Consider the following 26954-nt stretch of genomic DNA (forward strand, 5'->3'; position numbering starts at 1 on the left):
TGGCGCAACCGAAGGACAAGTCAAGGCGAGGTCCGATTCCGGCTCAGGCCGCTTCGGTCGCGCCGAACTGAAGCTCGGCGAGACGCGCATAGAGCCCGCCGGCGCTGGCCAGAACGCCGTGACTGCCCTGTTCGACGATGCGGCCTTCGTCCATCACCACGATCCGGTCGGCGGCGCGCACGGTGGCGAGGCGATGCGCGATCACCAGCGTGGTGCGGTCGGCCATCAGCCGCTCGAGCGCGTCCTGCACCAGCCGCTCGCTTTCCGCGTCGAGCGCGCTCGTCGCCTCATCGAGCAGCAAGATGGGGGCCTTGCGCAGCAGGGCGCGGGCGATGGCGACGCGCTGGCGCTGGCCGCCCGACAACTGTGTGCCGTTTTCGCCGAGGAACGTGTCGAGCCCGTCGGGCAGCTCGCTCAGGAACCGTTCGGCATTGGCGGCGCGGGCCGCTTCCCAGATCTCGTCGTCGGTTGCTTCCCAGTTGCCATAGCGCAGGTTGTCGCGCGCATTGGCGCTGAACAGCACGCCTTCCTGCGGCACGAAGGCGATACGCTTGCGAATCTCCGCCGGGTCTGCGCTGGTCAGCGGCACGCCGTCGAGCCGGATGGTGCCCGCCTGGGGATCGTAGAACCGTTCGACCAGCTGGAAGATCGTGCTCTTGCCCGCGCCCGAGGGGCCGACGATCGCGACCGTCTCGCCCGGCTGCACCTCGAGCGTGAAGTCGCGCAGCGCGGGGCTTTCGAGCCGGGTGGGATAGCGGAAACTGACGTTGCGGAAGCTCAGCGACCCGCGCGGAGGCACCGGCAGCGCCTCGGGCCGGGCAGGCGGCGCGATGGCAGGCTCCTCGTGCAGCAGCTCGGCGAGCCGGCTCGCCGCACCCGCACCGCGCAGCAGGTCGCCGTACACTTCCGTCAGCGCGCCGAATGATCCGGCGACGAGGCCCGCGGTCAGCACCACCGCGGCGATGGTGCCGCCCGAGATTTCCCCGCTCGCGACGCCCACCGCGCCGCGCCACAGCAGCAGCACGATCGCACCGAACACGACCATGATGACGAGCGCGGTCATCGCGGCGCGGATCATGATGCGCCGACGCGCCGTGTTGAAGGAGTCCTCGACCGCTGCGTTGAAGCGGGCGCGCTCGCGGCTTTCCTGGTTGAAGGCCTGGACGATCTTCATCGCGCCGAGCACCTCCGTAACCATCGCCCCGATGTCGGCCACACGGTCCTGACTCGTCCGCGAGACGTTGCGCAGCCGCCGGCCGAAAACGGTGATCGGGATCACCACCGCCGGGATTACCAAGACCATCCACATGGTGAGTTGGGGCACGAGATAGAACAGGTAGGCCGTCCCGCCGATCGCCATCAGCGTGTTGCGCAGCGCCACCGAAACAGTCGTGCCGACGACCTGCTCGATCAGCGTGGTATCGCTGGTCATCCGGCTGGAGATTTCCTTGGGGCTGTTCTCCTCGTAGAAACCGGGGGCAAGGCGCAGCAGGTTTTCCTGCACCTTTTCGCGAATGTCCGCGACGACGCGCTCGCCGAGCCAGCTGACGAAGTAGAACCGCAGCGCGGTGCCGATCCCCAGCACCACGACCACGCCGAACAGCAGTTCGACCGCGTGGTTGATGCCTTCGATGTCGCCGCCGCGCGAAAAACCGCGGTCGATCAGGACCTTGAAATAGGCCGGGATGGCGAGCGTCGCCGCCGCGGTGATCGACAGGGCGACGAGCGCCAGGGCAACTTGGGCCGGGTATTTCAGCGCCTGGCGCCAGATCATCACCAGCGGACGGATGCTTCGCGCCTTGGGCGCCACTACCGGATCGTCCGGCGGCAGCGTCTCATCGGTTTCGGGTGCTTCGCCGGGATTGCTCGCGTCCATCGGCGCCGGACATAAGGGGGCTGGCGACGGAAATCCACCGCGCCTGCCCCTTCCCGGACCCCTCATCCACGTTTGTGCGTTGCACAACGAAACGAATGCGGGCACGGTGCAACGCAGCAAGCGTTCGGGAGAAGCGCGGCAAGCAGGGGACCACGGTTGCTTTATCACGCCTATGAAATGCAGCGCGCCTGGCTCACGGGAGTCAGCGCATGGGCCTCAATCGGGGCCGAACTCATGTCGAATCCCCGCTATCCGCTGGGATACATGGGGGGCTATCTTGGGCTCAGCCCGATCGCATCGAGCGCGCTCGAGGTCTTCGCCCACGCGACCCAGCCGCGCGGCAAGCCCGATTTCGGGATCGAAGCCGTGACCGTCGATGGCCACCCGCACGCGATCGAGGAAGCGGTGATCCTTCATCGCGCCTTCGGCGACCTGCGGCGTTTCCGGCACGACGGCCTGGCCAAAGATGCCCCCAAGGTCCTGATCGTCGCGCCAATGAGCGGGCATTACGCCACCCTTCTGCGCGGCACGGTCGCGCGCATGGTCGAGCGGGCCGAGGTCTACATCACCGACTGGGCCGACGCGCGGATGGTCCCCGAGCGCGAGGGCCGCTTCGACCTTGACGACTATATCGATTACCTCGTCGGCTTCCTCGAGCACATCGGTGAGGGCACCCACGTCATCGCCGTCTGCCAGCCTTCGGTCCCGGCCCTTGCGGCTACCGCGGTCATGGGCGCCGCGCGCCACCCGGCCCGCCCGGCCACGCTGACGATGATGGGCGGCCCGATCGACACCCGCTGCTCGCCGACCTCGGTCAATGACCTCGCGATGGAACGACCCATCGCCTGGTTCCGGCAGAACGTGATCGCGACGGTGCCGATGCAGTACCCTGGCCACGGGCGCCGGGTCTATCCGGGCTTCCTCCAGCTTGCCGGGTTCATGAGCATGAACCTCGGCAGCCACATGATCAGCCACTACGAGATGTTCAAGCACCTCACCATCGGCGACGAGGCGAGCGCGGACGCAACCAAGGCGTTCTATGACGAGTATCGCGCGGTCTGCGACATGACCGCCGAATTCTACCTCCAGACGGTCGAGGAGGTGTTCCAGAAGCACTCGCTGCCGAACGGTACCTTCGTCCACCGCGGCAAAGCGATCGACCTCGGCGCGATCCGCGACACCGCGATCCTCGCGATCGAAGGCGAGCGCGACGACATCTCGGGCATCGGCCAGACGAAGGCCGCGCTCGATCTTGCGACCGGGCTACCCAAGACGAAGAAGCAATACCTTCTTGCGGAGGGAGCGGGCCACTACGGCATCTTCAACGGGAGCCGATGGCGCGACAAGATCGCCCCGCAGGTGGAAGCGTTCATCGAGCGCCACGGCGCGAAGCGGCTTAAGGCGGTCGCCTAACTCGCGGGCGGTGCTTCGGGCGACGGCTTCGGGCGCCCGAACAGCCTCTTCAACACCCGCCGCGCCATCATCAGCAGGGCGACTGTCAGCGCGAGCAGCGCCAGCGCGATGCCCACCGCGGCGACCGGGTATTCATACGCCGCCCACAGGAGCCCTGCCGTCGCGACGTCCTCGACGGTCGAAACGGCGATGTTGCTGAACGGCTCGGGGCTCGCGTTGACCACCGCGCGCGATCCCGCCTTGCCGGCGTGGGCCGCGAAGGCCGCTCCTCCGCCGAGGATGAAGGCCATGACCTGGAAGGCCGGGTCGCCCGGGTCGACCACCGCGAGCGCGAGCAGCGCTCCGCCGATCGGCCTGACGAAGGTGTGGACCGCATCCCACGCACTATCGAGCCAGGCGACCTTATCCGCCAGGAACTCGGCCAGGGCGGCGGTGGCGGCTATGCCCATGACCCACGGGTTCGCCAGCACGTCGAGCGAAGCGAGATGGTCGGGCACCGGCAGCGCGCCCAGCCGCATGGCGAGGCCGGTGGCGAAGATCGTCAGGTAGAGCCGCCAGCCCGCCAGCAAGCTGACGCTCGTCGCCACGCCCAGGATTTCGATGATGCCCAATGGAGCGACCCTCCCGCTGTTATCCAGCGGGAGGATGCGCCTGTTTTCGCAGGATTACAACGAGGTCAGTCCCCGGCCTCAAGTAGCGAAGCGGTAGGCCGCTCAAAGCACCTCGAACAGACCCGCAGCGCCCTGCCCGCCGCCGATGCACATCGTCACGACGGCGTACTTCACGCCGCGGCGCTTGCCTTCGATCAGCGCGTGGCCGACGCAGCGCGCGCCGGTCATGCCGAAGGGGTGCCCGATCGAGATCGAGCCGCCGTTGACGTTGAGCTTGTCGTTGTCGATGCCGAGCTGGTCGCGGCAATACAGCACCTGCACCGCGAAGGCCTCGTTGAGCTCCCACAGGCCGATGTCGTCCATCTTCAGGTTGAATCGCTCGAGCAGCTTGGGGATCGCGAAGACCGGGCCGATGCCCATCTCGTCCGGCTCGGTGCCCGCGACCGCCATGCCGACGTAGCGGCCGAGCGGCGAAAGACCGCGCTTCTCGGCGACCTTGGCCTCCATGACCACGCAGGCCGAGGAACCGTCGGAAAGCTGGCTGGCGTTGCCCGCGGTGATCACCCCGCCCTCGCCCATCACCGGCTTCAGGCTGGCGAGCCCTTCGAGGGTGGTGTCGGGACGGTTGCAATCGTCCTTGGTGGCGGTGACTTCCTTGTAGGAGACTTCCTTGGTCTCCTTGTCGACGACCGCCATCGTCGCGGTGCAGGCGACGATCTCGTCGTCGAACTTGCCCGAGGCCTGGCCCGCGGCGGTGCGCTGCTGCGACTGGAGCGAGTATTCGTCCTGCGCTTCGCGGCTGATGTTGTAGCGCTTGGCGACGACTTCGGCGGTGCCGATCATCGGCATGTAGATATGCGGGTGCATCTCGAGCAGCTCGCGGTCGGGCTCCACGAACATCTTGCCCGCGCCGACGACCTTCGAGATCGATTCGAGGCCGCCCGCGACGCAGATGTCCATGTTGTCGACGATCACCTGCTTGGCGGCGGTGGCGATGCTCATCAGGCCCGACGAGCACTGCCGGTCGATGGTCATGCCCGGCACGGTCACCGGAAGGCCGGCGCGCAGCGCCGCGAGGCGCGCGACGTTGCCGCCGGTCGAGCCCTGCTGCACCGCGCAGCCCATCAGGACGTCGTCGACCTCGGCGCCCTCGATCCCGGCGCGCTCGACCGCGGCTTTGATCGACCACGCGCCCAGCGTCGCGCCGGTGGTGTTGTTGAAAGCGCCGCGCGCCGCCTTGGTCAGCGGAGTACGGGCAGTGGAAACGATGACGGCGTCACGCATGATGAATTCCTGATTGCTTGAGTGTCGGTCCGGTCCCGGGGAGGAGGTGGATCAGACGAAGAACTGGCTCATCCACTCGGCGATCAGGGCGGGCTTGTCCTCGCCCTCGATCTCGATCGTGGTTTCCATGGTTTCCTGCCACTGGCCGGGGCGCTTCTCGACCAGCTCGAGCAGCTTGAAGTGGCCGCGCACGCGCTTGCCCGAGCGGACGGGCGCGAGGAAACGGACTTTGTTGCCGCCGTAGTTGACGCCCATCTTGACCCCGTCGGGGCGCGGACAGTCGGACTTGGCGCGCAGCATCGGGATCAGCGACAGGGTGAGAAACCCGTGCGCGATGGTGCCGCCGAACGGCGTCATCTTGGCGGCTTCCTCGTTCACGTGGATGAACTGGTGGTCGCCGGTCGCATCCGCGAACTGGTTGATCTTTTCCTGGGTCACTTCGACCCATTCGCTGGTGCCGATGGTTTCGCCGACCTTGGCTGCGAGTTCCTGCGGGGACATTGCGCCTCTCCTTTGCGACTTGCCGCTAACGTAAAGCAGCCAGCCTCATGGCGCATGTCCGGCCCTAGCGCAACGGCGCAGCCCCTGCCGTTACGGCATCGCGCGCTGCCGGTCGCCGCGCGGCGCGGCCCGGCCGAACGCGGCGCTCCGAATCGGCATTGCGGCACCACGACCAAAGCGCGCACTGCACGCCGACGAGCGTGAGGATAAAAGGCTGGTAAGCGATACCCTGGAACAGCGAACCGACGAGGTAGATCGCCTGCGCGAATTGCAGCGCCACCGCGAGCGGGGCCTGCCACCGCTGCCCGGGCGCCGCGCGGCTGCGCCACCGTCGCCGGATTCGCTCCATATGCCAAAGCCCGAGGCCGTGAATCAGCAGCCACAAGCCAAGGCCCGGCCAGCCCTGCTCGCCCAGCATCTCGAAGATCGCCGAGTGATAGGCTCGCGCGCGGTCGGTGTGATCCTCGAACTTCACCGAGCTCGTGTTGCCGTCGCCGGTGCGTACCGGGACCTTGTAGGTGAACTCGTTGCCGCGATAGGCGTCGAACCCGCCCCCCATCGGGTGGCTATTCGCATAGTCGATCGTCCATTCCCACACCGCGACGCGGGTCGAGGCGGACGTGTCTTCCTCATGGCTCTCGAGCGTGGACATGCGCGCGTACCAGCTCTGCGGCAGGAACGGCAGCGCGACCACGCCGAGCGCGACCGCGGCGCCCACGTAGACGAACCTCCGCTTGACGTCGCGCAGCATCAGGACGCCGAGCACGGCGATGCAGAGGAGGCCCGTACGCGCCTCGGTGCCGATCGGCATGAGCAGGCACGCGAGGATCAGCGCATAGCCGAAGGTCTTCACGCGCCAGTCGGGGGGGAACACCGTGCCGTGCTTCATCGCCCAGAGGATCAGCGGGATGATCGCGATCGCCACGGTCGAGATGGTCGAGCTTTCGTACATCCCGGTGTTGTTGTTCACGAACAGGTAGAGCACGCCGTAGCCGCCGCCGCCCGCGGCGGTCTTGATCCCGCCGTTGATGATGATCGCGCCCGCGGTCAGCACCATCGTCAGCACCGCCGCCTCGATCCGCAACCGCGTGGTCAGCGTCAGCGGCAGGAAGATCGCGAAGACCAGCGCCTTCCAGACCCAGTCCCACTTGTGCGCCGCCTCGACCGGGAAATCGGCGTTGGCGGTGGTGATCGCGCACCAGACGAGCAGGATGGTCAGCAGCCACTGGCGCGAACCGAACCGGGCGCCGTGCTTGGGGTCGGCGAGCAACCACCCGGCGAAAGCCGCGCAGAAGGCGATGAGCGACACCGGCAGGGCGGCGACGAATCGCCAGCCGATGTCCTGCGGCGCGAGGGTATCGATATAGATGTAGGCGAGCACCCACACGAACGGACGACGCAGCCCGAGCAGCAGCACAGCCGCGATGAACAGGAACAGCGCGAGGTCGATCATCGCGGCGGCTCGGCCTCGCCCGGGGCCAGCGGGTCGCGGTCGAGATCGTCGCGGCTCATCAGCCGCAGAACCATCAGCAGCAGCAGGCCGTGCGACAGCGCAAGGGCAAAGAGGTCGATCATCGCAAGGTCCTCGCGCCTACACGCTTGCGGTTGACGCGCCGTTAAGCCTGTCGTGCGACAAGCGGCGCATGACCAGGGTGCTCCACGTCCTCGACCACTCGCTGCCGCTCCACAGCGGATACACCTTCCGCACGCGTGCGATCATGGCGGCGCAGGCCGCCTCGGGGCTGGAGGTTCGCGGGATCACCGGCCTGCGCCATGCCGCCGACGGTCCCGTGGCGGAGGTCGCCGATGGCCTGCTGTTCCATCGAACGCGGGGCGAGGTGACGGGCCCGTCCGGCATGCGCGAGTGGCGCGAGATCGGCCGCCTTGCCGATGCGATCGTCGCGCTGGCGCGGGACTGGCGCCCCGAGGTGATCCACGCCCATTCGCCCGCCCTTTGCGGCCTCGCCGCGGTGCGCGCCGGTCGCGCGCTCGGCATTCCGGTGGTCTACGAGATCCGCGCCTTCTGGGAGGATGCCGCGGTCGGCAACGGCACGGGCCGCGCCGGATCGGTCAAGTACCGCCTGACCCGCGCGCTCGAGGACCGCGTGGTCGACGATGCCGATGCGGTGTTCACGATCTGCCACGGCCTGCGCGACGACCTGGTCGACCGCGGCCATGCCGCCGGGAAAATCGGCCTTTCGCCCAACGGCGTCGACCTTTCGATGTTTGGCGACCCGCCGCCCCGCGACGAGGCGCTCGCCAGCAAACTCGGCTTCGGCGCGGAAGACCCGGTCGTCGGGTTCATCGGCAGCTTCTACGACTACGAGGGGCTCGACGTGCTGATCGAGGCTCTGCCGCACCTGCGCGAACGCCACCCGGGTGCACGGCTGCTGCTGGTCGGCGGGGGACCGAGGGACGGGATGCTCCGCGCCCAGGCCGCCAGGTCGCCTGTGGCAGACGCGATCCACTTCACGGGCCGCGTCCCGCACCACGAGGTGGAGCGCTACTACTCGCTTGTCGACCTGCTCGCCTATCCGCGCAAGGCCAGCCGCCTGACCGAACTTGTCACGCCGCTCAAGCCGCTCGAGGCGATGGCGCAGGGCAAGCTCGTCGCCGCAAGCGACGTCGGCGGGCACCGCGAACTCATCGTCGATGACGAAACCGGAACGCTGTTCCCGCCCCACGACGCCGAGGCCTGCGCAGACGCGCTCGCCGACGTGCTCGACGCGCGCTCCGCGTGGCCCGCCATGCGCGAACGCGCACGCGTCCATGTCCGCGAAAAGCACGACTGGGCGCGCAACATTCGTCGTTATCAGGACGTTTACCAACTGCTGCTAACCCGGGCAGCGGACGGGAAGCTGTCGGCTGCAGCCTGAGGGCCCAAGCCGACTGAAAGCTTCCGCTGAAACGGGGTAGAAGAGTGACCGAGAAGCCCAGGCGCAAGACGGCGGCGAAAGTGCCGGTCAGCGCGCATCCGGCATTTCCCGCAATCGTCGCGCTGTGGTTCGCGGCACTGCTCGGGATCGGCAGCCTCGTTCTTCCCGTTACGCTGTTCGAGCGCCTGAGCGAAGCCAGCGGGCTCTCATCGGTTTTCCTTGCCGCGCAGGCGCCACTCGGGCTCACCGCTCGCATGGCGATTGCCGGTGCAGCAGCGGTCGTAGGCGTTTTCATCGGCCTTGCGCTCGCCGGACGGGTGGTCGCGGCAAATGCTCCCAGGACCACACCGCGCCGGGTCGCCGCAATCGTGCCGACCGCACGGGCGCAGGACGACGGTGCCAAGCGGCCCATCTCGGCGCACGAGGAACTCGGCCTCGACGGAATCGACAACGGCGACGACGACGATGCGCCGATTCGCGATTCCATTCCCGGCCGGCGCCGCGCGCTGTCCGTTACCGACGACAGTGCCCGCAGCGAGTACCTCGAGAGTGTACCGCTCCCCGGCCATGCCTCGGACGAACCGTTGCCCATCGCCGGGGAATTCGACGCAGAAGAAGCGGGCCAGGACGAAGCGGCGACCGACACGGACGTGGAACCGCTCGACCTCGGCGACTTCAATCCCGCGGACGAAGCCAGCCCTGACGATCGCCAGACGGGCGACGAGTCGGGCGCGCGGCGGTTCGACGATCCGCGGCGCTTCGAGATGTTCGGCACGACCTCGCTCAACAGCCCGCCGGTCAGCCAATCGTCTTTCGCACCGTCGATGCGCTTCGAATCCCCCGTAGACGTGGCCAAGACGCAGGCCCCGTCCGACGTTCGCAAGGAAATCGAGATGGCGGAATTTGCGCCGCAGCAGCTGGGCCAGGACCCTGAACATTCCGGGCCTGGCGATTCGTCACCGGTGGCCGCCGAACCGGCGATCGTCGACCTGGTCGAGCGTTTCGCCCGCGCGCTCCAGCGCCGCCGTCAAGAGATTCGCGACGATGTCGCAGACGACGTCACCGCCGAAGGCGAATCCGTGATCGACCTCACGTTCGCCCTGGCCCCCAAGAGTGCCGGGCCGGTAGCCAGCGAGCCAGCGGTGACCACGCTCGCCCCCGATCGCCCCTTCGACGGTGCACCGGCACCGGTGATCCCGTCGATACCCGCAGCGCTGCGCCCGTTCGGCTTTGACGACGACGCCATCGGTGCGGAGGACGACGAGGATGACGACGGCATCCCGTCGCTCGAGCTGTCGCTCTCGCTGTCGCAGAGCGCTCGCCCCTTCGCGCCTCCTCCGGCCGCCGGTCCGGTCGCGGAAGATGACGAAGACGAAGCGGCAAGCGAGCCGGTCGACGAGGGGTATTCCTCGCTCCTGGCGATGAAAAGTCCCTTCGGTCTGCCCCGCGAGGCGGCTCGGGTCGAGGACGACCCTGAGGAACTGGACGCCGCGATCGAACCGGTCGTGGTGTTTCCCGGCCAGGCCACGCGCCGCGCGATGCCTGCCGCGGATGGCCCGGCGCGCGACGCCACGCCCGCCAGCATCCGCCCGTTCGACGCGCCTGCCGACCGCGTCGCGGTATCGTCCGCATCGCCTCGATCGGCCGCCCCGGCCAACCCCGGCGAGACCGAGCGAGCGCTTCGCGAAGCGCTCGAAAAGCTCCAGCGGATGAGCGGCGCCGCCTGACATACCTATTCATGCGCCGGTTCCGAGGCGCGAAAGCCGCGCTTTAGCCCGCTCAAAGTCCTTCGCGGTTGCGGAAAACCGTTCGTTTCGCCATTGCCGAGCCTCGCGACATTTTTGCTGCGCGGGGTGACATGGCGAGTCGTGCTTCATTGCCCGACCTCCCACCCTTCGCACTCGAACGAAGACGGGATGGACTGACGAGCGATGGGGTTTCCGCCTGCCCAGGGACTGTACGACCAGCGTAACGAGCACGATGCCTGCGGCGTCGGGCTGCTGGCCCACATCAAGGGCGAGAAGCGGCACGACATCGTTACCCGCGCGCTCGAAATCCTCGCCAATCTCGATCACCGCGGCGCGGTCGGCGCGGATCCGCTGCTGGGCGACGGCGCGGGCATTCTGATCCAGATTCCCGATCCGCTGATCCGCAAGTGGGCGCTTGCCGAGGGCCACGACCTGCCGCCCCCCGGCGACTATGCGATCGCGCAATGCATGATGCCGCAGGGCGAAGAGGCGCGCGCCTTCGTTACCGAGCAGTTCGAGAAGTTCGTCGCCAAGGAAGGCCAGCGCCTCGTCGGCTGGCGCGACGTGCCGGTCACGCTCGACGGGCTGGGCAAGGCAGTGGTCGCCTCGATGCCGGTCATGCGCCAATGCGTGATCGCCCGCGGCCCCAACTGCGCCGACCAGGATGCGTTCGAACGCAAGCTGATCGTCATCCGCAAGCAGACCCAGAATCCCTTGCGCAAGCAGGAAGAGAAGCTCGGCATCCCGGGGCTGACCCAGCTCTACATCCCGAGCTTTTCGAGCCGGACGATCGTCTACAAGGGCCTGCTGCTCGCGAACCAGGTCGGCAGCTTTTACGACGACCTGCGCGATCCCGATTGCGTTTCGGCGCTGGGCCTCGTCCACCAGCGGTTCTCGACCAACACCTTCCCCAGCTGGCGGCTCGCGCACCCCTATCGCTTCATGGCGCACAACGGCGAGATCAACACCGTTCGCGGCAACGTGAACTGGATGAACGCCCGCCGGCGCACGATGGAATCGCCGCTGCTCGGCGCCGACCTCGACAAGCTGTGGCCGATCATCCCGCACGGCCAATCGGACACTGCGTGCCTCGACAACGCGCTCGAGCTGCTGCTGCTCGGCGGATACAGCCTTGCGCACGCAATGATGATCCTGATCCCGGAGGCGTGGGCGAAGAGCCCGCTGATGGATCCCGAGCGGCGCGCATTCTACGAATACCACGCCGCGCTGATGGAGCCGTGGGACGGCCCGGCTGCGGTCTGCTTCACCGACGGCCGCCAGATCGGCGCGACGCTCGACCGCAACGGCCTGCGCCCCGCGCGCTATTGCGTGACCAGCGACGATTACATTTGCCTCGCTTCGGAAAGCGGCGTGCTGCCGTTCGCGGAAGAGGACATCGTCCGCAAGTGGCGGCTGCAACCGGGGCGGATGCTGCTCGTCGACCTCGAACAGGGCCGCATCATCGAGGACGAGGAGCTGAAGGCCGAACTGTCCGCGGCCGAGCCCTATGCCGAATGGCTCGAGGCGGCGCAGTACAAGCTGGAAGACCTCGACCACATCGAACCGGAACTCTCCGCCGTGCCCGAGCCCGCCGCCGACCTGCTGCAGCGGCAGCAGGCGTTCGGCTACACCCAGGAAGACATCGCCAAGTTCCTCGAGCCGATGGCCCAGGCGGGCGACGATCCGATCGGGTCGATGGGCACCGACACGCCGATCGCGGTTCTGTCGAGCAAGCCGCGCCTGCTTTACGATTACTTCAAGCAGAACTTCGCCCAGGTCACTAATCCGCCGATCGACCCGATCCGCGAGGAGCTGGTGATGAGCCTGCTCAGCATGATCGGCCCGCGCCCGAACCTCCTCGGCCACGACGCGGGCACGCACAAGCGGCTCGAGGTCAGCCAGCCGATCCTCACCAACGAGGACCTCGCCAAGATCCGCTCGGTCGAGGCGGCGCTCGACGGGGCGTTCCGCTGCGAGACGATCGACATCTGCTGGGATGCCAGCGCCGGGGTCGAAGGCGTCGAGCTGGCGATCCGCGAAATGTGCTGGGCCGCGACCGAAGCGGTGCTGCAGGACCACAACATCCTCGTCCTCAGCGACCGGGCGCAGGGGCCTGACCGCATTCCGCTGCCGGCCGCGCTCGCCACCGCCGCGGTGCACCATCACCTCGTCCGCCAGGGCCTGCGCATGCAGACCGGCCTCGTCGTCGAGACCGGCGAGGCGCGCGAGGTGCATCATTTCTGCGTGCTGGCGGGATACGGGGCGGAAGCCATCAACCCCTACCTCGCGTTCGAGACGCTCGAGCAGATTCGCGTGACGAAGCTGTCACATCTCGACGCGAAGGAGGTGCAGAAAAACTACATCAAGGCGATCGGTAAGGGCATCCTCAAGGTCATGTCCAAGATGGGCATCTCGACCTACCAGTCCTATTGCGGTGCGCAGATCTTCGACGCGGTCGGGCTGTCGAGTGCATTCATCGACAAGTACTTCACCGGCACCGCGACGACGATCGAAGGCGTCGGCCTCGATGAAGTCGCCGAGGAAGCCTGCAAGCGCCACGCGCTCGCCTACGGCCACAACCCGATCTACGAGCACATGCTTGACGTCGGCGGCATCTACCAGTTCCGCCTGCGCGGTGAGGACCACGCGTGGACCCCGGGCACCGTCGCCGACCTGCAGCACGCGGTGCGCGGGAATTCGAAAGACCGGTACAAGGCCTTCGCGCAGGCGATCAACGAGCAGTCCGAGCGGCTGCTGACGATCCGCGGGCTGATGGAACTGAAGCCCGCCGATGCTCCGGTTCCGATCAACGAGGTCGAGCCGGCGGCCGAGATCGTCAAGCGCTTCAGCACCGGCGCGATGAGCTTCGGCTCGATCTCCAGAGAAGCGCACACTACGCTCGCTATCGCGATGAACCGCATCGGCGGCCGTTCGAACACCGGCGAGGGCGGCGAGGAGCCGGACCGGTTCGTGCCCCTGCCCAGCGGCGACACGATGCGCTCGAAGATCAAGCAGGTCGCCAGCGGCCGCTTTGGCGTGACGACCGAGTACCTTGTCAATTCGGACGATATCCAGATCAAGATGGCGCAGGGCGCGAAGCCCGGCGAGGGCGGCCAACTGCCCGGGCACAAGGTCGACAAGGTGATCGGCAAGGTCCGCCATTCGACCCCGGGCGTGGGCCTCATCAGCCCGCCGCCGCACCACGACATCTACTCGATCGAGGACCTCGCGCAGCTTATCCACGATCTCAAGAACGTGAACCCGGTCGCCCGCATCTCGGTGAAGCTGGTGTCCGAAGTCGGCGTCGGGACCGTCGCCGCGGGCGTATCGAAGTGCAAGGCCGACCACGTCACCATCTCGGGCTACGAAGGCGGCACCGGTGCGTCTCCGCTGACGTCGCTGACGCACGCCGGCAGTCCGTGGGAAATCGGCCTCGCCGAAACGCAGCAGACGCTGCTGCTCAACGACCTGCGCAGCCGCATCGCGGTGCAGGTCGATGGCGGCCTGCGCACCGGGCGCGACGTCGCCATCGGCGCACTGCTCGGCGCGGACGAGTTCGGCTTCGCTACCGCGCCGCTGATCGCGGCAGGCTGCATCATGATGCGCAAGTGCCACCTCAACACCTGCCCGGTGGGCGTCGCCACGCAGGACCCGGTGCTGCGCAAGCGCTTCACCGGCACGCCCGAGCACGTGATCAACTACTTCTTCTTCGTCGCCGAGGAACTGCGCGCGATCATGGCCGAGATGGGCTTCCGCACCGTCGAGGAAATGGTCGGCCGGGTCGACCGGATCGACATGGCGCGGTGCGAACGTCACTGGAAGGCGCACGGCGTCGACCTGTCGCGGCTGCTCCACCAGGTACAGCCGGTCGAAGGGCACACCCTCTACCATTCGCAGGTGCAGGACCACGCGCTCGAGGGTGCGCTCGACGTCGAGCTCATCGCCGCCTGCCGCAAGGCCATCGATAGCGGCGAACCGGTGCAGCTGACCCGCTCGGTCCGCAACGTCAACCGCACGGTCGGCGCGATGCTGTCGGGCGAAGTCGCCAAGGCGCACGGGCACCAGGGCCTCAAGCCCGAGACGATCCGGATCGAATTCACCGGTGTCGCGGGCCAGAGCTTCGGCGCCTGGCTGGCGCACGGCGTGACCCTGCGCCTCACCGGCGATGCCAACGACTATGTCGGCAAGGGCCTGTCCGGCGGCCGCATCGTGGTACGCCAGCCGGAAGGCGTGAGCCGCGATCCGGGCCAGAACATCATCGTCGGCAATACGGTGCTCTACGGCGCGATTGCGGGCGAAGCCTATTTCAACGGCGTCGCCGGCGAACGCTTCGCGGTGCGGAACTCGGGCGCCATCGCGGTGGTCGAGGGCTGCGGCGACCACGGCTGCGAATACATGACCGGCGGCGCGGTGGTCGTTCTCGGCAAGACAGGGCGCAACTTCGCGGCCGGCATGAGCGGCGGCGTCGCCTACGTCTACGACGAGGACGGCACATTCGCGAAGCTGTGCAACATGGCGCAGGTCGAACTTTCGCCGGTCAGCGCGAAGCGCGACGAGGAGGACGGCACGGGTCGTCCGCTGCAACGTCCTCGGTCGGTCGACGACATGGGCCTCGGCGACATGCTGTACCACGATGCCGAGCGGCTCAAGGTGCTGGTCGAGCGGCACAAGCTCCACACCGGCAGCACGAAGGCTGCGGCGATCCTCGACGACTGGGACAAGGCGATCGGCAAGTTCGTGAAGGTCATGCCGACGGACTACGCGCGCGCGCTCAAGCAACTCGAGGCGGAACGCAACGAAGCAGCGATGGAAGCGGCAGAATAATGGGCAAGGAAACCGGCTTCCTCGAATACGAGCGCAAGGATCGCAGCTACGCCGATCCGAAGGAGCGCGTGCGGCACTACAAGGAGTTCGTCGTCCCGCACGCCGAGCCCGACCTGAAGCTCCAGGCCGCACGGTGCATGAACTGCGGCATCCCGTACTGTCATAACGGGTGCCCGGTGAACAACCTGATCCCGGACTGGAACCACCTCGTCTACGAGGCGGACTGGCGGAACGCGCTCGAGGTGCTGCACAGCACCAACAACTTCCCCGAGTTCACCGGTCGCATCTGTCCCGCCCCGTGCGAGGCGGCCTGCACGCTCAACATCATCGACCAGCCGGTGACCATCAAGTCGATCGAATGCGCGATCGTCGACCGCGGCTGGAACGAGGGCTGGATCGTCCCCGAGCCGCCGACCGAGAAGACCGGCAAGCGCGTCGCGGTGGTCGGCAGCGGCCCGGCGGGGCTCGCCTGCGCACAGCAGCTCGGCCGCGCCGGCCATTCGGTGACGGTGTTCGAGAAGAACGATCGCCTGGGCGGGCTGCTCCGCTACGGCATCCCCGACTTCAAGATGGAAAAGCACCTCATCAACCGCCGCGCGGTGCAGATGGAGGCCGAAGGCGTCACCTTCAAAACCTCGACCGAAGTCGGCGTCGACGTGTCGTTCGCCTCGCTGAAAGAGAACTTCGACGCGGTGGTGCTCGCGGGCGGCGCGGAAGAGCCGCGGCGGCTGCTCATACCGGGCGCCGAACTGCCCGGCGTGCGGCTGGCGATGGAATTCCTGACCCAGCAGAACAAGCGCAACGCCGGCGACGACGAGGTCCGCGCGGCCCCGCGCGGCAGCCTTGTCGCGACGGGCAAGAAGGTCATCGTCATCGGCGGCGGCGACACCGGATCGGACTGCGTCGGCACGAGCAACCGGCAGGGCGCGGAAAGCGTCGTCCAGCTCGAGATCATGCCGCGCCCGCCCGAAAAGGAAGACAAGGCGCTGACCTGGCCCGACTGGCCGCTGAAGCTGCGCACCTCGTCGAGCCACGAGGAAGGCGTCGAGCGCGACTGGTCGGTACTCGCCAAGCGCGTGATCGGCGAAGGCGGCGAAGTCACCGGCCTCGAATGCGTCCGCGTCGAGTGGAAGGACGGCCAGATGCAGGACGTCGAAGGCAGCGCCTTCGTCATCCCGGCAGACCTGATCCTCCTGGCGATGGGATTCACCGGCCCGGTAAAGTCCGGGCTGCTCGACCAGTCAGGTGTCGATTTCGATTCCCGCGGCAACGTGCTCGCCGATACGAGCAAGTATGCGACGAGCGAGGACAAGGTCTTCGCCTGTGGCGACATGCGACGCGGCCAGAGCCTGGTCGTCTGGGCCATCCGCGAAGGCCGCCAGGCGGCCCGCGCGGTCGACGAGGCCCTGATGGGAACCTCCGAGCTGCCTCGCTAAAGCTCGATTTCGTAAAGGCCGACGATCTCGTCCGGTGCGTGGTGCACGACATCGGTCATGTCGCGCACATGCCGGCCGCCCGCGTTAAGGATCGTCCGGATCGAGGCAACATTGTCCGCCGTCGTCGTCAGCTCGATCCGGCGCAGCCCAACCGAGCGGGCCAGCGGAAGGATTCCGCGAAGCGCCGCGCTGGCATAGCCGCGACCTCGCTTCCACGGCACCACGGCGTAGCCGACATGCCCCAGCGTATGGGGCGGCAAGGCGTCGGTGCCCTCCTGCCAGCGCAAGTTGATCACCCCGCAGAACTCGCCGTCCCACATCCATCGCACCAGGTCGGGCAGGCGGGGTACCGTCCGGCCGTCCGGCAACTCGATCGGCGGACCGTCCGTAGCTCCGTCCACGAATTCAGCCAGAAAGGCCTCGCGACCGGCCTCGATGCGAGCAAGCGTCGCGAGCCTGGCACGCTCGCTATCGACGTTGCGCGGTGACCAGCCCTTCTCGAGCGCGTCGATGAAGGAGGGGAGCATGGCGGCCGAAGGATGCACCAGGTGCATTCTTTCGGCAGGGCCCGCGTTGCAGTCATCGGGATCGACAGCGGCTCTGGACATCGACGCAAGCTAGCGCCGATCGCATCCCGCGCAATCCCGGTCGACTGACGTGCCACATTGCTCTTTGTCCCCTGATCGGGGGACAGGGGTTGTGCCGGCAGGGCCACAGGTGCACACTGCCGCCATGACTCGACCAAGCGAGGATGGCTTGGGTGGGGGGCAATCCCGGGAGGCCGACGGCCAGTTCTGGGCGCTTCTGGAGCGTATCGGGCGGGCCCCGACCAATGCCGAGCTGCGTGATGCATCGATGGATGCCTTCGCCCACGCCGGATTTCATGGTGCCTATTTCGTTTTTCCGGTGGTCAGCGACCCACGGATCGCACGCGTCCTGACCAACGTCGGCCTGCCAGCCGAATGGGAAACGCGTTACCGCGAGCAGGATATCCTCGTCGATCCCCTGCCCCGTCTGGGTCTGAGCCGGCGCAGCGCTTTCGCCTGGACCGACGACATAGACCGCAAGACCCTGTCGCAGGCCGAGAAGGGATACATGGACCGGCTCTCCGTTCACGGGATGGCGCGCGGCATTGCGGTACCGTGTTTCGGCCCATTCGCGTGGACCGGTCTGGTCGGAGTGACCCTGCCGGACGCGAGCGCCCGTTTCGACGCGTCGTCGCGGCTGAAGATCGAGCTGGCCTCGCGCCTGTCTTTCGAGCGCTACTCGCGCTTTCTCGAGCCCTTCCCGGAAAGACCTGTCGCATTGTCTTCGCGCGAGACCGAAGTCCTTCAGCTCGTTGCCGAAGGAAAGAGCAACGGGGTGATCGCCCAGCTGCTCGAGATCGCGCCGAGTTCGGTCGACGTCTACCTGAAACGCATCTTCGCAAAGCTCGGCGTATCGGATCGCACGAGCGCCTCGGTACGCGCTCTTGCCCTCGGCCTGGTCGTCACCGGCAGGTATCCCGGCAAGCGCGGTTAAACGGTGTCAGGTGATTGGGCGACATGCGCGAATCGTATGATTTGTTAGTACGGTCGCAGGATGCCCTTCGGGCCGCACCCGGGTGTCTGGCGCGCCGCACGTTCCTCGAAGACTGGGCGGCGCGCCCCCCTTCTTGCCGCTGACTTCGCAGATCACGCCGATGGTCGTTCGGCCTTCGTTTCCGGGGATGACCGGGGCAGTTCGCTGAACCCGGGCGAAGCATCGCGCAGCGAGGTTTCGAAGGCCACCTGCTCGAGGTCGTAGCGCACGACGTAATCCGGAGCCCCTCCTGCACAGGCAGTGCTGAGCATGGGCACAAGGAGGATCGCGCGACGGGCCATCTGCGCATTGTGGGCGCGCAGGGATAAGCCAATCGTTCGATCTAGTGGTTAAGCACGCCGCAACCAGACGCGCCTGACCGGAAATCGTTTTCCTACAGTGCCCCCTTCGTGCTTCGCGTGCCGGATGACTGCACTTTGCGTGACCGCTCGGGTTGAAGGCCCATCGACCGGGATCGGGCAAAAGTCACACCTTACACCCGACGATTCTCTTTATCCCCCTGATAGACTTGGAGAATTCCCCTTACCACAGTTTCACATTCACCCGGGTTCAGTGTGCCACGCGCCAGTCGATCTCGCCCCGCCCGTGCTCGCGCAGGAAGGCATTCGCGCGGCTGAAGGGCTTCGAACCGAAGAACCCGCGGTGGGCGGACAGCGGGCTCGGATGCGGACTGCGAATGACGAGGTGGGGAGAGGCGGCCTTCAGTCCGGCGATGCGCGCGGCCTTGGCCTGCGCGTGACTGCCCCAGAGCACGAAAACGCTCGGCTCGCTGCGCGCGGCGACTGCCGCGACGGCGGCGTCGGTCACCGCCTCCCAGCCCCGACCCGCATGGCTGCCCGCTTTGCCCGCCTCCACCGTCAGGCTCGCATTGAGGAGCAGAACGCCTTGCATGGCCCAGGAGGTGAGGTCGCCGTGCGCCGGGCGCGGCAGGCCGAGGTCGCTCTCCAGCTCCTTGTAGATGTTGGCGAGGCTTGGCGGCACCCGCTCGCCGCGCGGGACCGAGAAGGACAGGCCCATGGCCTGCCCCGCCCCATGATAGGGATCCTGGCCGAGGATCACGACCCGGACCGAATCGAGCGGCGTCAGCTCGAACGCCCTGAGCCGGCTGCCGCGTGGCGGATAGACCGTGCGGCCCGCATCCTCCTCGCCGCGCAGCCAGCCACCGAGCCTGCGCGCCTCGGAGCCAGCCAGAACGCTGCCCAGCGCCGGGCGCCAGCTTTCGGGAACGGCTTCGCTGCCCATCGCCCTCGGCTACTCCCACCGGCGGCCGGCCGCCAGCGCCCCTTTCCCTCTATCCCCATTCGGCCTAAGGGCGAGCCCGCATGACAGTCCATTTTCACGAAGAAGACCTGCCCGAGGGCGTGGCGTTCGCCGATGGCCCGATCGCGGTCGATACCGAAACGCTCGGCCTTATCACCCATCGCGACCGGCTGTGCGTGGTCCAGATTTCCGACGGGCACGGCGACGAGCATCTCGTGCGGTTCGGCTCCGGTTCGACTTACGATGCACCGCGGTTAAAGGCGCTGCTCGGCGATCCCGACCGGCTCAAGCTGTTCCATTACGCCCGCTTCGATCTTGCGGCGATCGAGTTCTACCTCGGTGTCACGGCCGCACCGGTGTTCTGCACCAAGATCGCGAGCAAGCTCACGCGCACCTACACCGATCGCCACGGACTGAAGAACCTCGTCTCGGAGCTGCTCGCTGCCGACATTTCCAAGCAGCAGCAACTGTCCGACTGGGGCGCGCCGGAACTCAACGAAGCGCAGCGCGAATACGCGGCGAGCGATGTGCGCTATCTCCACCGCCTGCGCGACGTTCTCGTCGAGCGGCTCGAGCGCGAACAGCGCACCGCAATGGCGCAGGCGTGCTTCGACTTCCTGCCGACCCGTGCGCGGCTCGACCTTGCCGGCTGGGCCGACAAGGACATATTCAGCCACGATTAGGGGCCTCGCGCGTTAAGCCACCATCATGACCCTTTCCGCCCGCATCGAGACCCAGGAGGCCAAGGCGCTGCGCAGTGCGCGGCAGCATTTCGCCGCGCCCGGCGGAACGCACGACAAGGTGGTGGCCTTCCTCGCCCGCGCCTTGCCGATGGGCATCGGGGTCATCGCCGCGCTCATGATCATCACGCCCCTGTCGCCGCGCGGCGAGGTCAGTTTCCTGCTCGACCGCACGAAAGTGCAGGTGATCGACGAGCGCCTGCGGGTCGACAACGCGATGTACCGCGGCGCGGACGCCGACGGGCGGCCGTTTTCGCTGACCGCTGGAGAGGCCGTGCAGCGCTCGGGGCGCGAGGGGATCGTACGGATGCAGGAGCTCGTCGCGCGCATCCTGCTGCCGGAAGGTCCCGCGAGCGTCAGCGCCGATGCAGGGCAATACGACATCCGGGAAGAGATCGTCAGCGTGCCCGGCACGATCCTCGTCACCGCTGCCGACGGCTATCGGATGACCGCCAGCGGGGTGTCGGTCGACATCCCCAACAAGCGCATGGTCGGTACGGGCGGTGTGAGCGGCGCCGTGCCCGCCGGCACCTTTTCCGCCAACCGGCTCGAGGCCGATCTCGAAGCTCGCACCGTGTCCCTTGCCGGCAACGCCCGGCTCAACATGATCCCCGGCAAGCTGAGGATGCCTTGATGACCCGTCTTTCCACAACGGCGGCCCGCTGGGGCATGGCCGGCTTCACCGCGACGCTCGTCGCCATGGCAGGCATCCAGGCCGGAGCGCAGGCGATCGCTGGGCACAACTCCAATGCACCGGTCAATTACGCCGCCGACCGGATCGAGCTGCAGGACCGGCAGAACCGGGTCGTACTGTCGGGAAATGTCGACATCACGCAGGCAGGACTCCGGCTCCAGGCCGCACGGACCCAGGTCAACTACACCGATGCGGGATCGCTCAGGATCCAGCGGATCACTGCGACCGGCGGGGTCACCGTGACCCGCGGCAGCGAGCGGGCGGCGGGCGAAGTGGCGGTCTATGATTTCAACCGCCGGGTCATCACGATGGCGGGTAACGTCCGGCTCAACCGCGGTGGCGACACGCTCAACGGCGGGCGACTGGTGATCGACCTCAAGAGCGGGGTATCGAGCGTCGACGGACGGGCCAACGGCTCGTCGTCGGTGACGGGTACCGTAAGCGGTTCCGGCAGCGGTCGGGTGAGCGGCTCGTTCAGCGTGCCGCAGGGCAACTGAGCCGGGCGCCCCTGTCAGAGGCAGCTAGAACGCACGCGGGTGGGCGACCACTCCGAGCGTCCTGACAACGATCCAGGCGTCGCCCCACAGGCTCCACCCGGCAATGTACTCGAGGTCGGCGGCAAGCCGGTCGGTCAGGTCGCGCTTTTCGTCGGTCGCGCCCCTATGCCCGCGGATCTGGGCGAGGCCGGTTATCCCGGGCTTGAGGGTGTGGCGATCCCAGTATTGGCGGTCGACCTCCCAGAACAGCTTGTCTCCGACCTGCGAGCCCAGTGCATGCGGCCGCGGACCGACGACGCTCATCTCGCCGCGGAGGACGTTGATGAATTGCGGAAGCTCGTCGATGCTCGTCCTGCGAATGAAGCGCCCGACGCGCGTAACCCGGTCGTCGTCGCGCGCCGCCGAGCGCACGCCGGCGAAATCGCTGTGCGTTTGCTGCATCGAGCGGAACTTCAGCATGTCGAAAAAGCGGTTACCCCTCCCCAGCCTGCGCTGGACGAAAAGCACCGGGCCGCCGTCCTCGAGCTTGATCGCAATCGCGGTGGCCAGGAAAATCGGCGCCGTGACCACGAGGGCCACGGTGGCCACTACGATGTCGAACACCCGCTTCATGACGCGCTGGCGCAAGCCCAGTGGGCCGGTCGAGACGACCAACGCACGCCAGCCGTCCTCGACGCTGAGGCCGATGGGTGCCAGCTCATCGAGGCGATCCGTGACGATCTCGCCCCTTACTCCCGCCGCGCGCAGCGCCTGCGACCACTGGCTGCGCTGTTCGTAGAGGCAGGACACCACCACGCGATCCATATTGAGGAGGCAGCGGCCAAGCCGGTCGAGCGAACGCGGGTCGCCGGGGTTTGGGACGATGCGGCTTTCGGCGGCATCGATCACGATCGCATTGGGCCAATCGATTGTCGGTCCGCCAGCGAGCACCAGCAACTTGTTGGTTACGCTCGGCCCCCATCGGCGGCGGATCGAGCGGGTCAATGCGTAGCGCGACGCGCCCAGAAGTGCTGCCGACAAAGCAAGGCTGCCCGTGAAGATCACACGCGAAAACTCGGCGGTCGCCTTTGCGTAGAACATGACGAACAGCAACAGGGCGGCCGAGAGCGCAAGTGCCGCCAATGCCGTTCGCCCTGCGAAGCGCCAGTCCTGAAGCGAGCGGATCGAATATGTCGGCGTGTAGAGCGCGAGGGTGAGGTAAAGCGGCAGCAGAAGCTGACCTTCGAGGAGCTTGACGCGACCGAGGTAGGCCATTTCGACCAAAGCGAACGCGGCCAGAAGGATCGCGACGTCGAGCACGACCATCGCAAGGTAATAGCGCACGCGCCGCTGCTCGAGCGAGCGTGCCAGAGGACCGCCCACGTGCTTGTCGCCAATGAATACCTTGGTCGGCGCGTTCATGCCCGGCTCCGCGATTGACCGGAAAAATTACCGCTCCCCCCGATTGCTGGAGGCGCGCTGGTGCGATGCACAATTACGTAGTTCTACGCAACCCGGCGGACAATATTACCCAAGAATTCGAAGTAATGTTTCGGAGATCTTTGTCGCCGCCCGCTAGCGACGGCCCGCAGCGGCAATTCCGGCCAGTGCCTGCGCAAGCAGCGTCTCGCTGGCCGGACTGTTGGCCAGCAATGCCCGGTGCAGTTCGACAAGTCGCGCCACCAGCCGCTCCAGCCGTTTGCCGCGCCAGCGTTCGAGCTGGACCCCGATGTCACGGCTGTCCTTGAAGAATATGCGCCGGGCCTTGGTTTCCGCATCCACGAACGGTCCGACCGCGCCGCGAGGACCGAGCCTGGCGTTGAGCTGGGCAAGCTGGGCTGCACGGCGCTCGAACGCGAGCAGGAGCCCGACAGGATTGAGCGACAGTTCGCGCATCCGTGCCAGTTCCCCGGCGAGCCGATCGGTCTGGCCGCCGAGCACGGCGTTGACGAGCGGCATGAACCCGTCGTCCTCGGTCCGCGCACCGATCGCGTCGAGCGCCTGGGGATCGGGCGTCACCGGCGCCTCGGGGCTGGCATCGAGGTAGAGCGCCAGCTTTTCAACCTCCGACCGCGCGAGACGGATGTCGAAGCCCGTCGCGCGCGCGATGCGTTCGGCGATCGGGCCCGACATGCGCAACCCCCGTTCCTCTCCTGCGGTCCGGATCGCGTCACGCAGCTGCCCCAGGTCGGGCGGATAGAACATGGCGACGAGCGCATCGCCGCGTCCATCGAGCAGCTTGGCGGTGCGCGACTTGTCGGTCGCCGCCGTCGCCACGATCAGAACCGGACAAGCCTGGCCCTCGCCGGCGTCGATCGCGGCCAGGTGATTGGCAAGCGCATCGTGCGCTTCTTCGCCACTGGCTCGCACCATGATGTGCCGCGCACCGGCGAAGAGTGAACTCGAGCGCGCCTCGTCGGCCAGGAGAACGGGATCGCGGCGCAGATCGGCACCGGAAAGGTCGACCCGCTCGCCCGGGTCCTCGAGCATCGCAGCGATACGCTGGGCCGCGGCGGCAGCCCCCGCCTCATCGGGTCCACAGAAGAAGAAGGTCCGGCAGGCGCGCACGGCCCGTGGGGCAACTGCGGCAAAGTCCTTCTGGTTCGCCTTCACTGGCGAGTCCCTACTGGCGGTCGCGCAGCGCCAGCGCGACCCGCGTGGTGATCTGCGAGGCGATCTCGCGCGAGAGGTTCTCGAGGGCGGTCTGTTCGGCGGCGATCGTGGCGTACTCGCTCGAAACGACGTCAATCCCGGCGTCCGACCCAGCGGTCGCATCGACCACGATCGCGTCGCTGGCGAGGTCGACGAGCTGGTAGCGTGCGCGCAACGTCCGCCGCTCGCGTCCGGTCGTGTCGTCGCTCAGGACGCCGAGCCCTTCGAGCTTGTCGTCGAGACGGACATCGAGGCGGTAACGCGGGCTCGCCTGCCCCCCGGCGCCGAGCCGGTCCACGAGGGCATTGCGCACAAGCCACCCGGCCTGGCCCTCGATCGCCGGCACCTCGATCGCCGCGAGGCCGCTGGCCACAGCGCCACTCGATCCACCCGCGTACATCGGCTGGAGCCCGCACCCGGCGAGCATGAGAAGGGCCGGACCAAGGATCGCCGTCCGCATCATGCGACGATGTTGACCAGCCTGTCAGGCACCACGATCACCTTGCGCACCTCCGCCCCGTCCAGCGAACGCTGGACCTTGTCGGAGGCGAGCGCAAGCGCCTGAAGCTCGTCCTGAGGCAGGCCCTTGGCGACGGTCAGCGTGTCGCGCAGCTTCCCCTTCACCTGCACTGCGATTGTCACCTCGTCCTCGACCAGAAGCGCCGGATCGACCTGGGGCCAGTCGGATTGGGCGACCAGACCCTGCTGCCCCATCGCCGCCCATGCCTCTTCGGCGAGATGCGGCATCATCGGCGCGACGAGCTGAACGAGCGTGCAGATCGCTTCGGAACGGCTGGCCGAAGGCGCGGCTTTCTCGATCGCGTTGGTCAGTTCGTAGATCCGCGCAACCGCCTTGTTGAAAGCCAACGCCTCGATGTCGCCGCCGACCGCGTCGATAGTCTGGTGCAGCTTGCGCGCGACCGCCTTGTCTTCGCCGCTCGCGTTTTCGTCGTGTTCGCCGAACAGGCGCCACAACCGCTGGACGAAGCGCCAGCAGCCCTCGATCCCCGCCTCCGACCACGGCAGGTCGCGTTCCGGCGGACTGTCCGACAGCATGAACCAGCGCACGGCATCGGCGCCGTAGCGGTCGACGATCGTGTCGGGGTCGACGACGTTCTTCTTCGACTTCGACATCTTGACCACGCGTCCCGGGGTCACCGGCGCACCGCTCTCGATGTGTACGTAGTCCTCGCCGTCCTTGCGGACTTCATCGGGCGACAACCAGCTGCCATCGCCGAGTTGGTAGGTCTCGTGGGTCACCATGCCCTGTGTGAACAGGCTCGCAAACGGCTCGGCAAAGTCGATCATGCCGATATGCCGGAGCGCACGGGTCCAGAAGCGGGCGTAGAGCAGGTGGAGGATCGCGTGCTCGATCCCGCCGATGTACTGCTGAACCGGCATCCACTTGGCCACCTCGTCGCGGTCGAACGGCTTGTCCGCCGGCTGGCTGGCGAAGCGCAGGAAATACCACGAGCTGTTGGTGAACGTATCGAGCGTGTCGGTCTCGCGCACCGCCGCCTGATGGCATTTGGGGCATGCGACGTGCTTCCAGGTCGGATGCCGCTCAAGCGGGTTGCCAGGTACGGTGAAGTCGACATCCTCGGGCAGGACGACCGGCAGTTGCTCTTCGGGCACCGCCACGATGCCGCAGGAAGGGCAATGGATGAAGGGGATGGGAGTGCCCCAGTACCGCTGGCGGCTCACCCCCCAGTCGCGCAGGCGCCACTGGGTTTCGCCTTGACCCCAGCCATCGTGTTCGGCCTTGGCGATCACTGCAGCCTTCGCCTCGTCGACCGACATGCCGTTCATCCAGTGCGAATTCACGATCCGCCCCGGCCCGGTATAGGCCTCGTCGCCCTCGAACACGATGTAGTCCGCATCCCCGTCGGCGACGACGCGGTGGACCGGCAGGTCGTAATTGCGCGCGAAATCGAGGTCGCGCTGGTCGTGCGCGGGACAGCCGAAGATCGCGCCGGTTCCGTAGTCCATGAGCACGAAGTTCGCGACGTATACGGGCAGGTGCCATTCCGGATCGAGCGGGTGCGCGACCGAAAGGCCCGTATCGAAGCCCTTCTTCTCCTGCGTCTCGATCTCGGCGGCGGTGGTTCCGCCCTTCTTGCAGTCGGCGATGAAGGCGGCGAGCCCGGGCGCGTCCTCGGCCAGCGCGCGCGCCAGCGGATGATCGGCCGCGATGGCGACGAAGCTCGCGCCGTAAAGCGTGTCGGGGCGAGTGGTGAAGACGTCGATCCCGCGTTCGTCCCCGCCGTAGAGCTTGAAGGTAGCGCGCAGACCCTGGCTTTTGCCGATCCAGTTTTCCTGCATCAACCGGACCTTGTCGGGCCAGTCGGCCAGGTCGCCGAGCCCTTCGAGCAGGCCTTGCGCAAAATCGGTGATGCGCAGGAACCACTGAGCGAGCTTGCGCCGCTCAACCTCTGCGCCCGACCGCCAGCCGCGTCCGTCGATAACCTGTTCGTTGGCGAGCACGGTCATGTCGACCGGGTCCCAGTTGACCTCGCTTTCCTTGCGGTAGACGAGCCCTGCCTCGTAGAGCTTGAGGAAAAGCGCCTGCTCGTGCCCGTAATATTCGGGGTCGCAGGTGGCCAGTTCGCGGCTCCAGTCGAGTGCGAAGCCCAACCGCTTCAACTGTGCCTTCATGTGCTCGATGTTGGCGCGGGTCCAGCCGCCCGGGTGGACACCCTTCTCCATGGCGGCATTCTCTGCCGGCATGCCGAAAGCGTCCCACCCCATCGGGTGGAGCACCTCGTGCCCGGTCAGCTTCTTGTAGCGCGCGAAGACGTCGCCCATCGTGTAGTTGCGCACATGCCCGATGTGGATCCGCCCCGATGGGTAGGGGAACATCTCGAGCACATAGCTCTTGGGCTTCGTGCTGCCGCTGTCGGCGCGGAAGGAGTCGGCTTCGTCCCAGGCGCGCTGCCAGCGCCCGTCCGCCGCCGACGGATCGAAACGCTGGTCTGTCATTGT

General features: G+C 67.2%; 22 protein-coding genes. 9 read left to right on the top strand and 13 right to left on the bottom strand.

Features of this window, described 5'->3' with window-relative positions:
- Positions 1–43: 43 nt before the first annotated feature.
- The gene (locus A6F68_RS01635) at positions 44–1876 is read right to left on the bottom strand and encodes an ABC transporter transmembrane domain-containing protein (protein ID WP_067675420.1); all 1833 of its coding nucleotides are present in this window, start codon (positions 1874–1876) and stop codon (positions 44–46) included.
- A gap of 156 nt (positions 1877–2032) precedes the next feature.
- Here A6F68_RS01635 and A6F68_RS01640 point away from each other — a divergent pair, with 156 nt between their 5' ends.
- Positions 2033–3289, top strand: coding sequence for a polyhydroxyalkanoate depolymerase (locus A6F68_RS01640; protein WP_067675423.1), 1257 nt, complete (start codon positions 2033–2035; stop codon positions 3287–3289).
- Here the strand turns inward: A6F68_RS01640 and A6F68_RS01645 are convergent.
- From A6F68_RS01645 to A6F68_RS15360, 5 genes are all read right to left on the bottom strand, one after another.
- Positions 3286–3900, bottom strand: coding sequence for a DUF4126 domain-containing protein (locus tag A6F68_RS01645; RefSeq protein WP_067675425.1), 615 nt, complete (start codon positions 3898–3900; stop codon positions 3286–3288). The two genes, A6F68_RS01640 and A6F68_RS01645, sit on opposite strands and share 4 nt — an antisense overlap.
- 102 nt (positions 3901–4002) lie before the next feature.
- On the bottom strand, positions 4003–5184 hold the full coding sequence (locus tag A6F68_RS01650; RefSeq protein ID WP_067675428.1) for an acetyl-CoA C-acyltransferase: 1182 nt from the start codon (positions 5182–5184) through the stop codon (positions 4003–4005).
- A 51-nt stretch (positions 5185–5235) separates the two neighbouring features.
- A complete protein-coding gene (locus A6F68_RS01655) occupies positions 5236–5685 on the bottom strand; it encodes a MaoC family dehydratase (protein ID WP_067675431.1) in 450 nt (149 codons plus the stop codon).
- A gap of 64 nt (positions 5686–5749) precedes the next feature.
- Positions 5750–7138 carry a DUF5935 domain-containing protein gene (locus tag A6F68_RS01660; RefSeq protein WP_067675434.1) on the bottom strand — a complete coding sequence of 463 codons (1389 nt, stop codon included), beginning with the start codon at positions 7136–7138 and terminating at the stop codon, positions 5750–5752.
- Positions 7135–7260: a hypothetical protein gene (locus tag A6F68_RS15360; RefSeq protein ID WP_257784456.1), complete on the bottom strand. Its 126-nt coding sequence runs from the start codon at positions 7258–7260 to the stop codon at positions 7135–7137. The genes A6F68_RS01660 and A6F68_RS15360 overlap by 4 nt, the downstream gene beginning before the upstream one ends.
- Positions 7261–7328: 68 nt before the next feature.
- Here A6F68_RS15360 and A6F68_RS01665 point away from each other — a divergent pair, with 68 nt between their 5' ends.
- From A6F68_RS01665 to A6F68_RS01680, 4 genes are all read left to right on the top strand, one after another.
- The gene (locus A6F68_RS01665; protein WP_067675442.1) at positions 7329–8561 is read left to right on the top strand and encodes a TIGR04063 family PEP-CTERM/XrtA system glycosyltransferase; all 1233 of its coding nucleotides are present in this window, start codon (positions 7329–7331) and stop codon (positions 8559–8561) included.
- 44 nt (positions 8562–8605) lie between these two features.
- Positions 8606–10288, top strand: coding sequence for a hypothetical protein (locus A6F68_RS01670; RefSeq protein WP_067675445.1), 1683 nt, complete (start codon positions 8606–8608; stop codon positions 10286–10288).
- Positions 10289–10492: 204 nt separating this feature from the next.
- Positions 10493–15133 carry a glutamate synthase large subunit gene (gene gltB / locus A6F68_RS01675; RefSeq protein WP_067675448.1) on the top strand — a complete coding sequence of 1547 codons (4641 nt, stop codon included), beginning with the start codon at positions 10493–10495 and terminating at the stop codon, positions 15131–15133.
- A complete protein-coding gene (locus tag A6F68_RS01680; protein WP_067675451.1) occupies positions 15133–16569 on the top strand; it encodes a glutamate synthase subunit beta in 1437 nt (478 codons plus the stop codon). Before gltB ends, A6F68_RS01680 begins: the two co-directional genes overlap by 1 nt.
- On the opposite strand, the gene A6F68_RS01685 is transcribed toward A6F68_RS01680, so the two are convergent.
- Positions 16566–17177, bottom strand: coding sequence for a GNAT family N-acetyltransferase (locus A6F68_RS01685; RefSeq protein ID WP_157096609.1), 612 nt, complete (start codon positions 17175–17177; stop codon positions 16566–16568). The genes A6F68_RS01680 and A6F68_RS01685 overlap by 4 nt on opposite strands.
- Before the next feature lie 124 nt (positions 17178–17301).
- Here A6F68_RS01685 and A6F68_RS01690 point away from each other — a divergent pair, with 124 nt between their 5' ends.
- Positions 17302–18090: a helix-turn-helix transcriptional regulator gene (locus A6F68_RS01690; protein ID WP_084001508.1), complete on the top strand. Its 789-nt coding sequence runs from the start codon at positions 17302–17304 to the stop codon at positions 18088–18090.
- Positions 18091–18242: 152 nt separating this feature from the next.
- On the opposite strand, the gene A6F68_RS01695 is transcribed toward A6F68_RS01690, so the two are convergent.
- The gene (locus tag A6F68_RS01695; protein ID WP_067675457.1) at positions 18243–18431 is read right to left on the bottom strand and encodes a hypothetical protein; all 189 of its coding nucleotides are present in this window, start codon (positions 18429–18431) and stop codon (positions 18243–18245) included.
- Positions 18432–18699: 268 nt separating this feature from the next.
- Positions 18700–19392, bottom strand: coding sequence for a uracil-DNA glycosylase (gene ung / locus A6F68_RS01700; protein ID WP_067675460.1), 693 nt, complete (start codon positions 19390–19392; stop codon positions 18700–18702).
- An 80-nt stretch (positions 19393–19472) separates the two neighbouring features.
- On the opposite strand from ung, the gene A6F68_RS01705 reads away from it, so the two are divergent.
- Genes A6F68_RS01705 through A6F68_RS01715 form a run of 3 tightly spaced genes read left to right on the top strand, consistent with a single transcriptional unit; the run spans position 19473 to position 21341 of the window.
- Positions 19473–20093, top strand: a complete 621-nt coding sequence (locus A6F68_RS01705; protein WP_067675463.1) for a ribonuclease D — start codon at positions 19473–19475, stop codon at positions 20091–20093.
- Between the two features lie 25 nt (positions 20094–20118).
- Complete coding sequence (lptC, locus tag A6F68_RS01710) at positions 20119–20784, top strand: LPS export ABC transporter periplasmic protein LptC (protein WP_067675466.1); 666 nt, start codon at positions 20119–20121, stop codon at positions 20782–20784.
- Positions 20784–21341 (top strand): LptA/OstA family protein, encoded by a 558-nt coding sequence (locus tag A6F68_RS01715; protein WP_067675469.1) that lies wholly within the window; start codon positions 20784–20786, stop codon positions 21339–21341. The genes lptC and A6F68_RS01715 overlap by 1 nt, the downstream gene beginning before the upstream one ends.
- Before the next feature lie 24 nt (positions 21342–21365).
- On the opposite strand, the gene A6F68_RS01720 is transcribed toward A6F68_RS01715, so the two are convergent.
- The 4 genes from A6F68_RS01720 to leuS form a co-directional block, all read right to left on the bottom strand.
- The gene (locus tag A6F68_RS01720) at positions 21366–22742 is read right to left on the bottom strand and encodes a sugar transferase (protein WP_067675473.1); all 1377 of its coding nucleotides are present in this window, start codon (positions 22740–22742) and stop codon (positions 21366–21368) included.
- A gap of 153 nt (positions 22743–22895) precedes the next feature.
- On the bottom strand, positions 22896–23933 hold the full coding sequence (locus tag A6F68_RS01725; protein ID WP_067675476.1) for a DNA polymerase III subunit delta: 1038 nt from the start codon (positions 23931–23933) through the stop codon (positions 22896–22898).
- A 10-nt stretch (positions 23934–23943) separates the two neighbouring features.
- A complete protein-coding gene (gene lptE, locus A6F68_RS01730; protein ID WP_232308177.1) occupies positions 23944–24435 on the bottom strand; it encodes an LPS assembly lipoprotein LptE in 492 nt (163 codons plus the stop codon).
- Positions 24432–26951 (bottom strand): leucine--tRNA ligase, encoded by a 2520-nt coding sequence (gene leuS, locus A6F68_RS01735; protein ID WP_067675478.1) that lies wholly within the window; start codon positions 26949–26951, stop codon positions 24432–24434. Before leuS ends, lptE begins: the two co-directional genes overlap by 4 nt.
- Between the last annotated feature and the right edge of the window lie 3 nt (positions 26952–26954).

This window comes from Tsuneonella dongtanensis, from assembly GCF_001698205.1.
Taxonomy (GTDB): Bacteria; Pseudomonadota; Alphaproteobacteria; order Sphingomonadales; family Sphingomonadaceae; genus Tsuneonella; species Tsuneonella dongtanensis.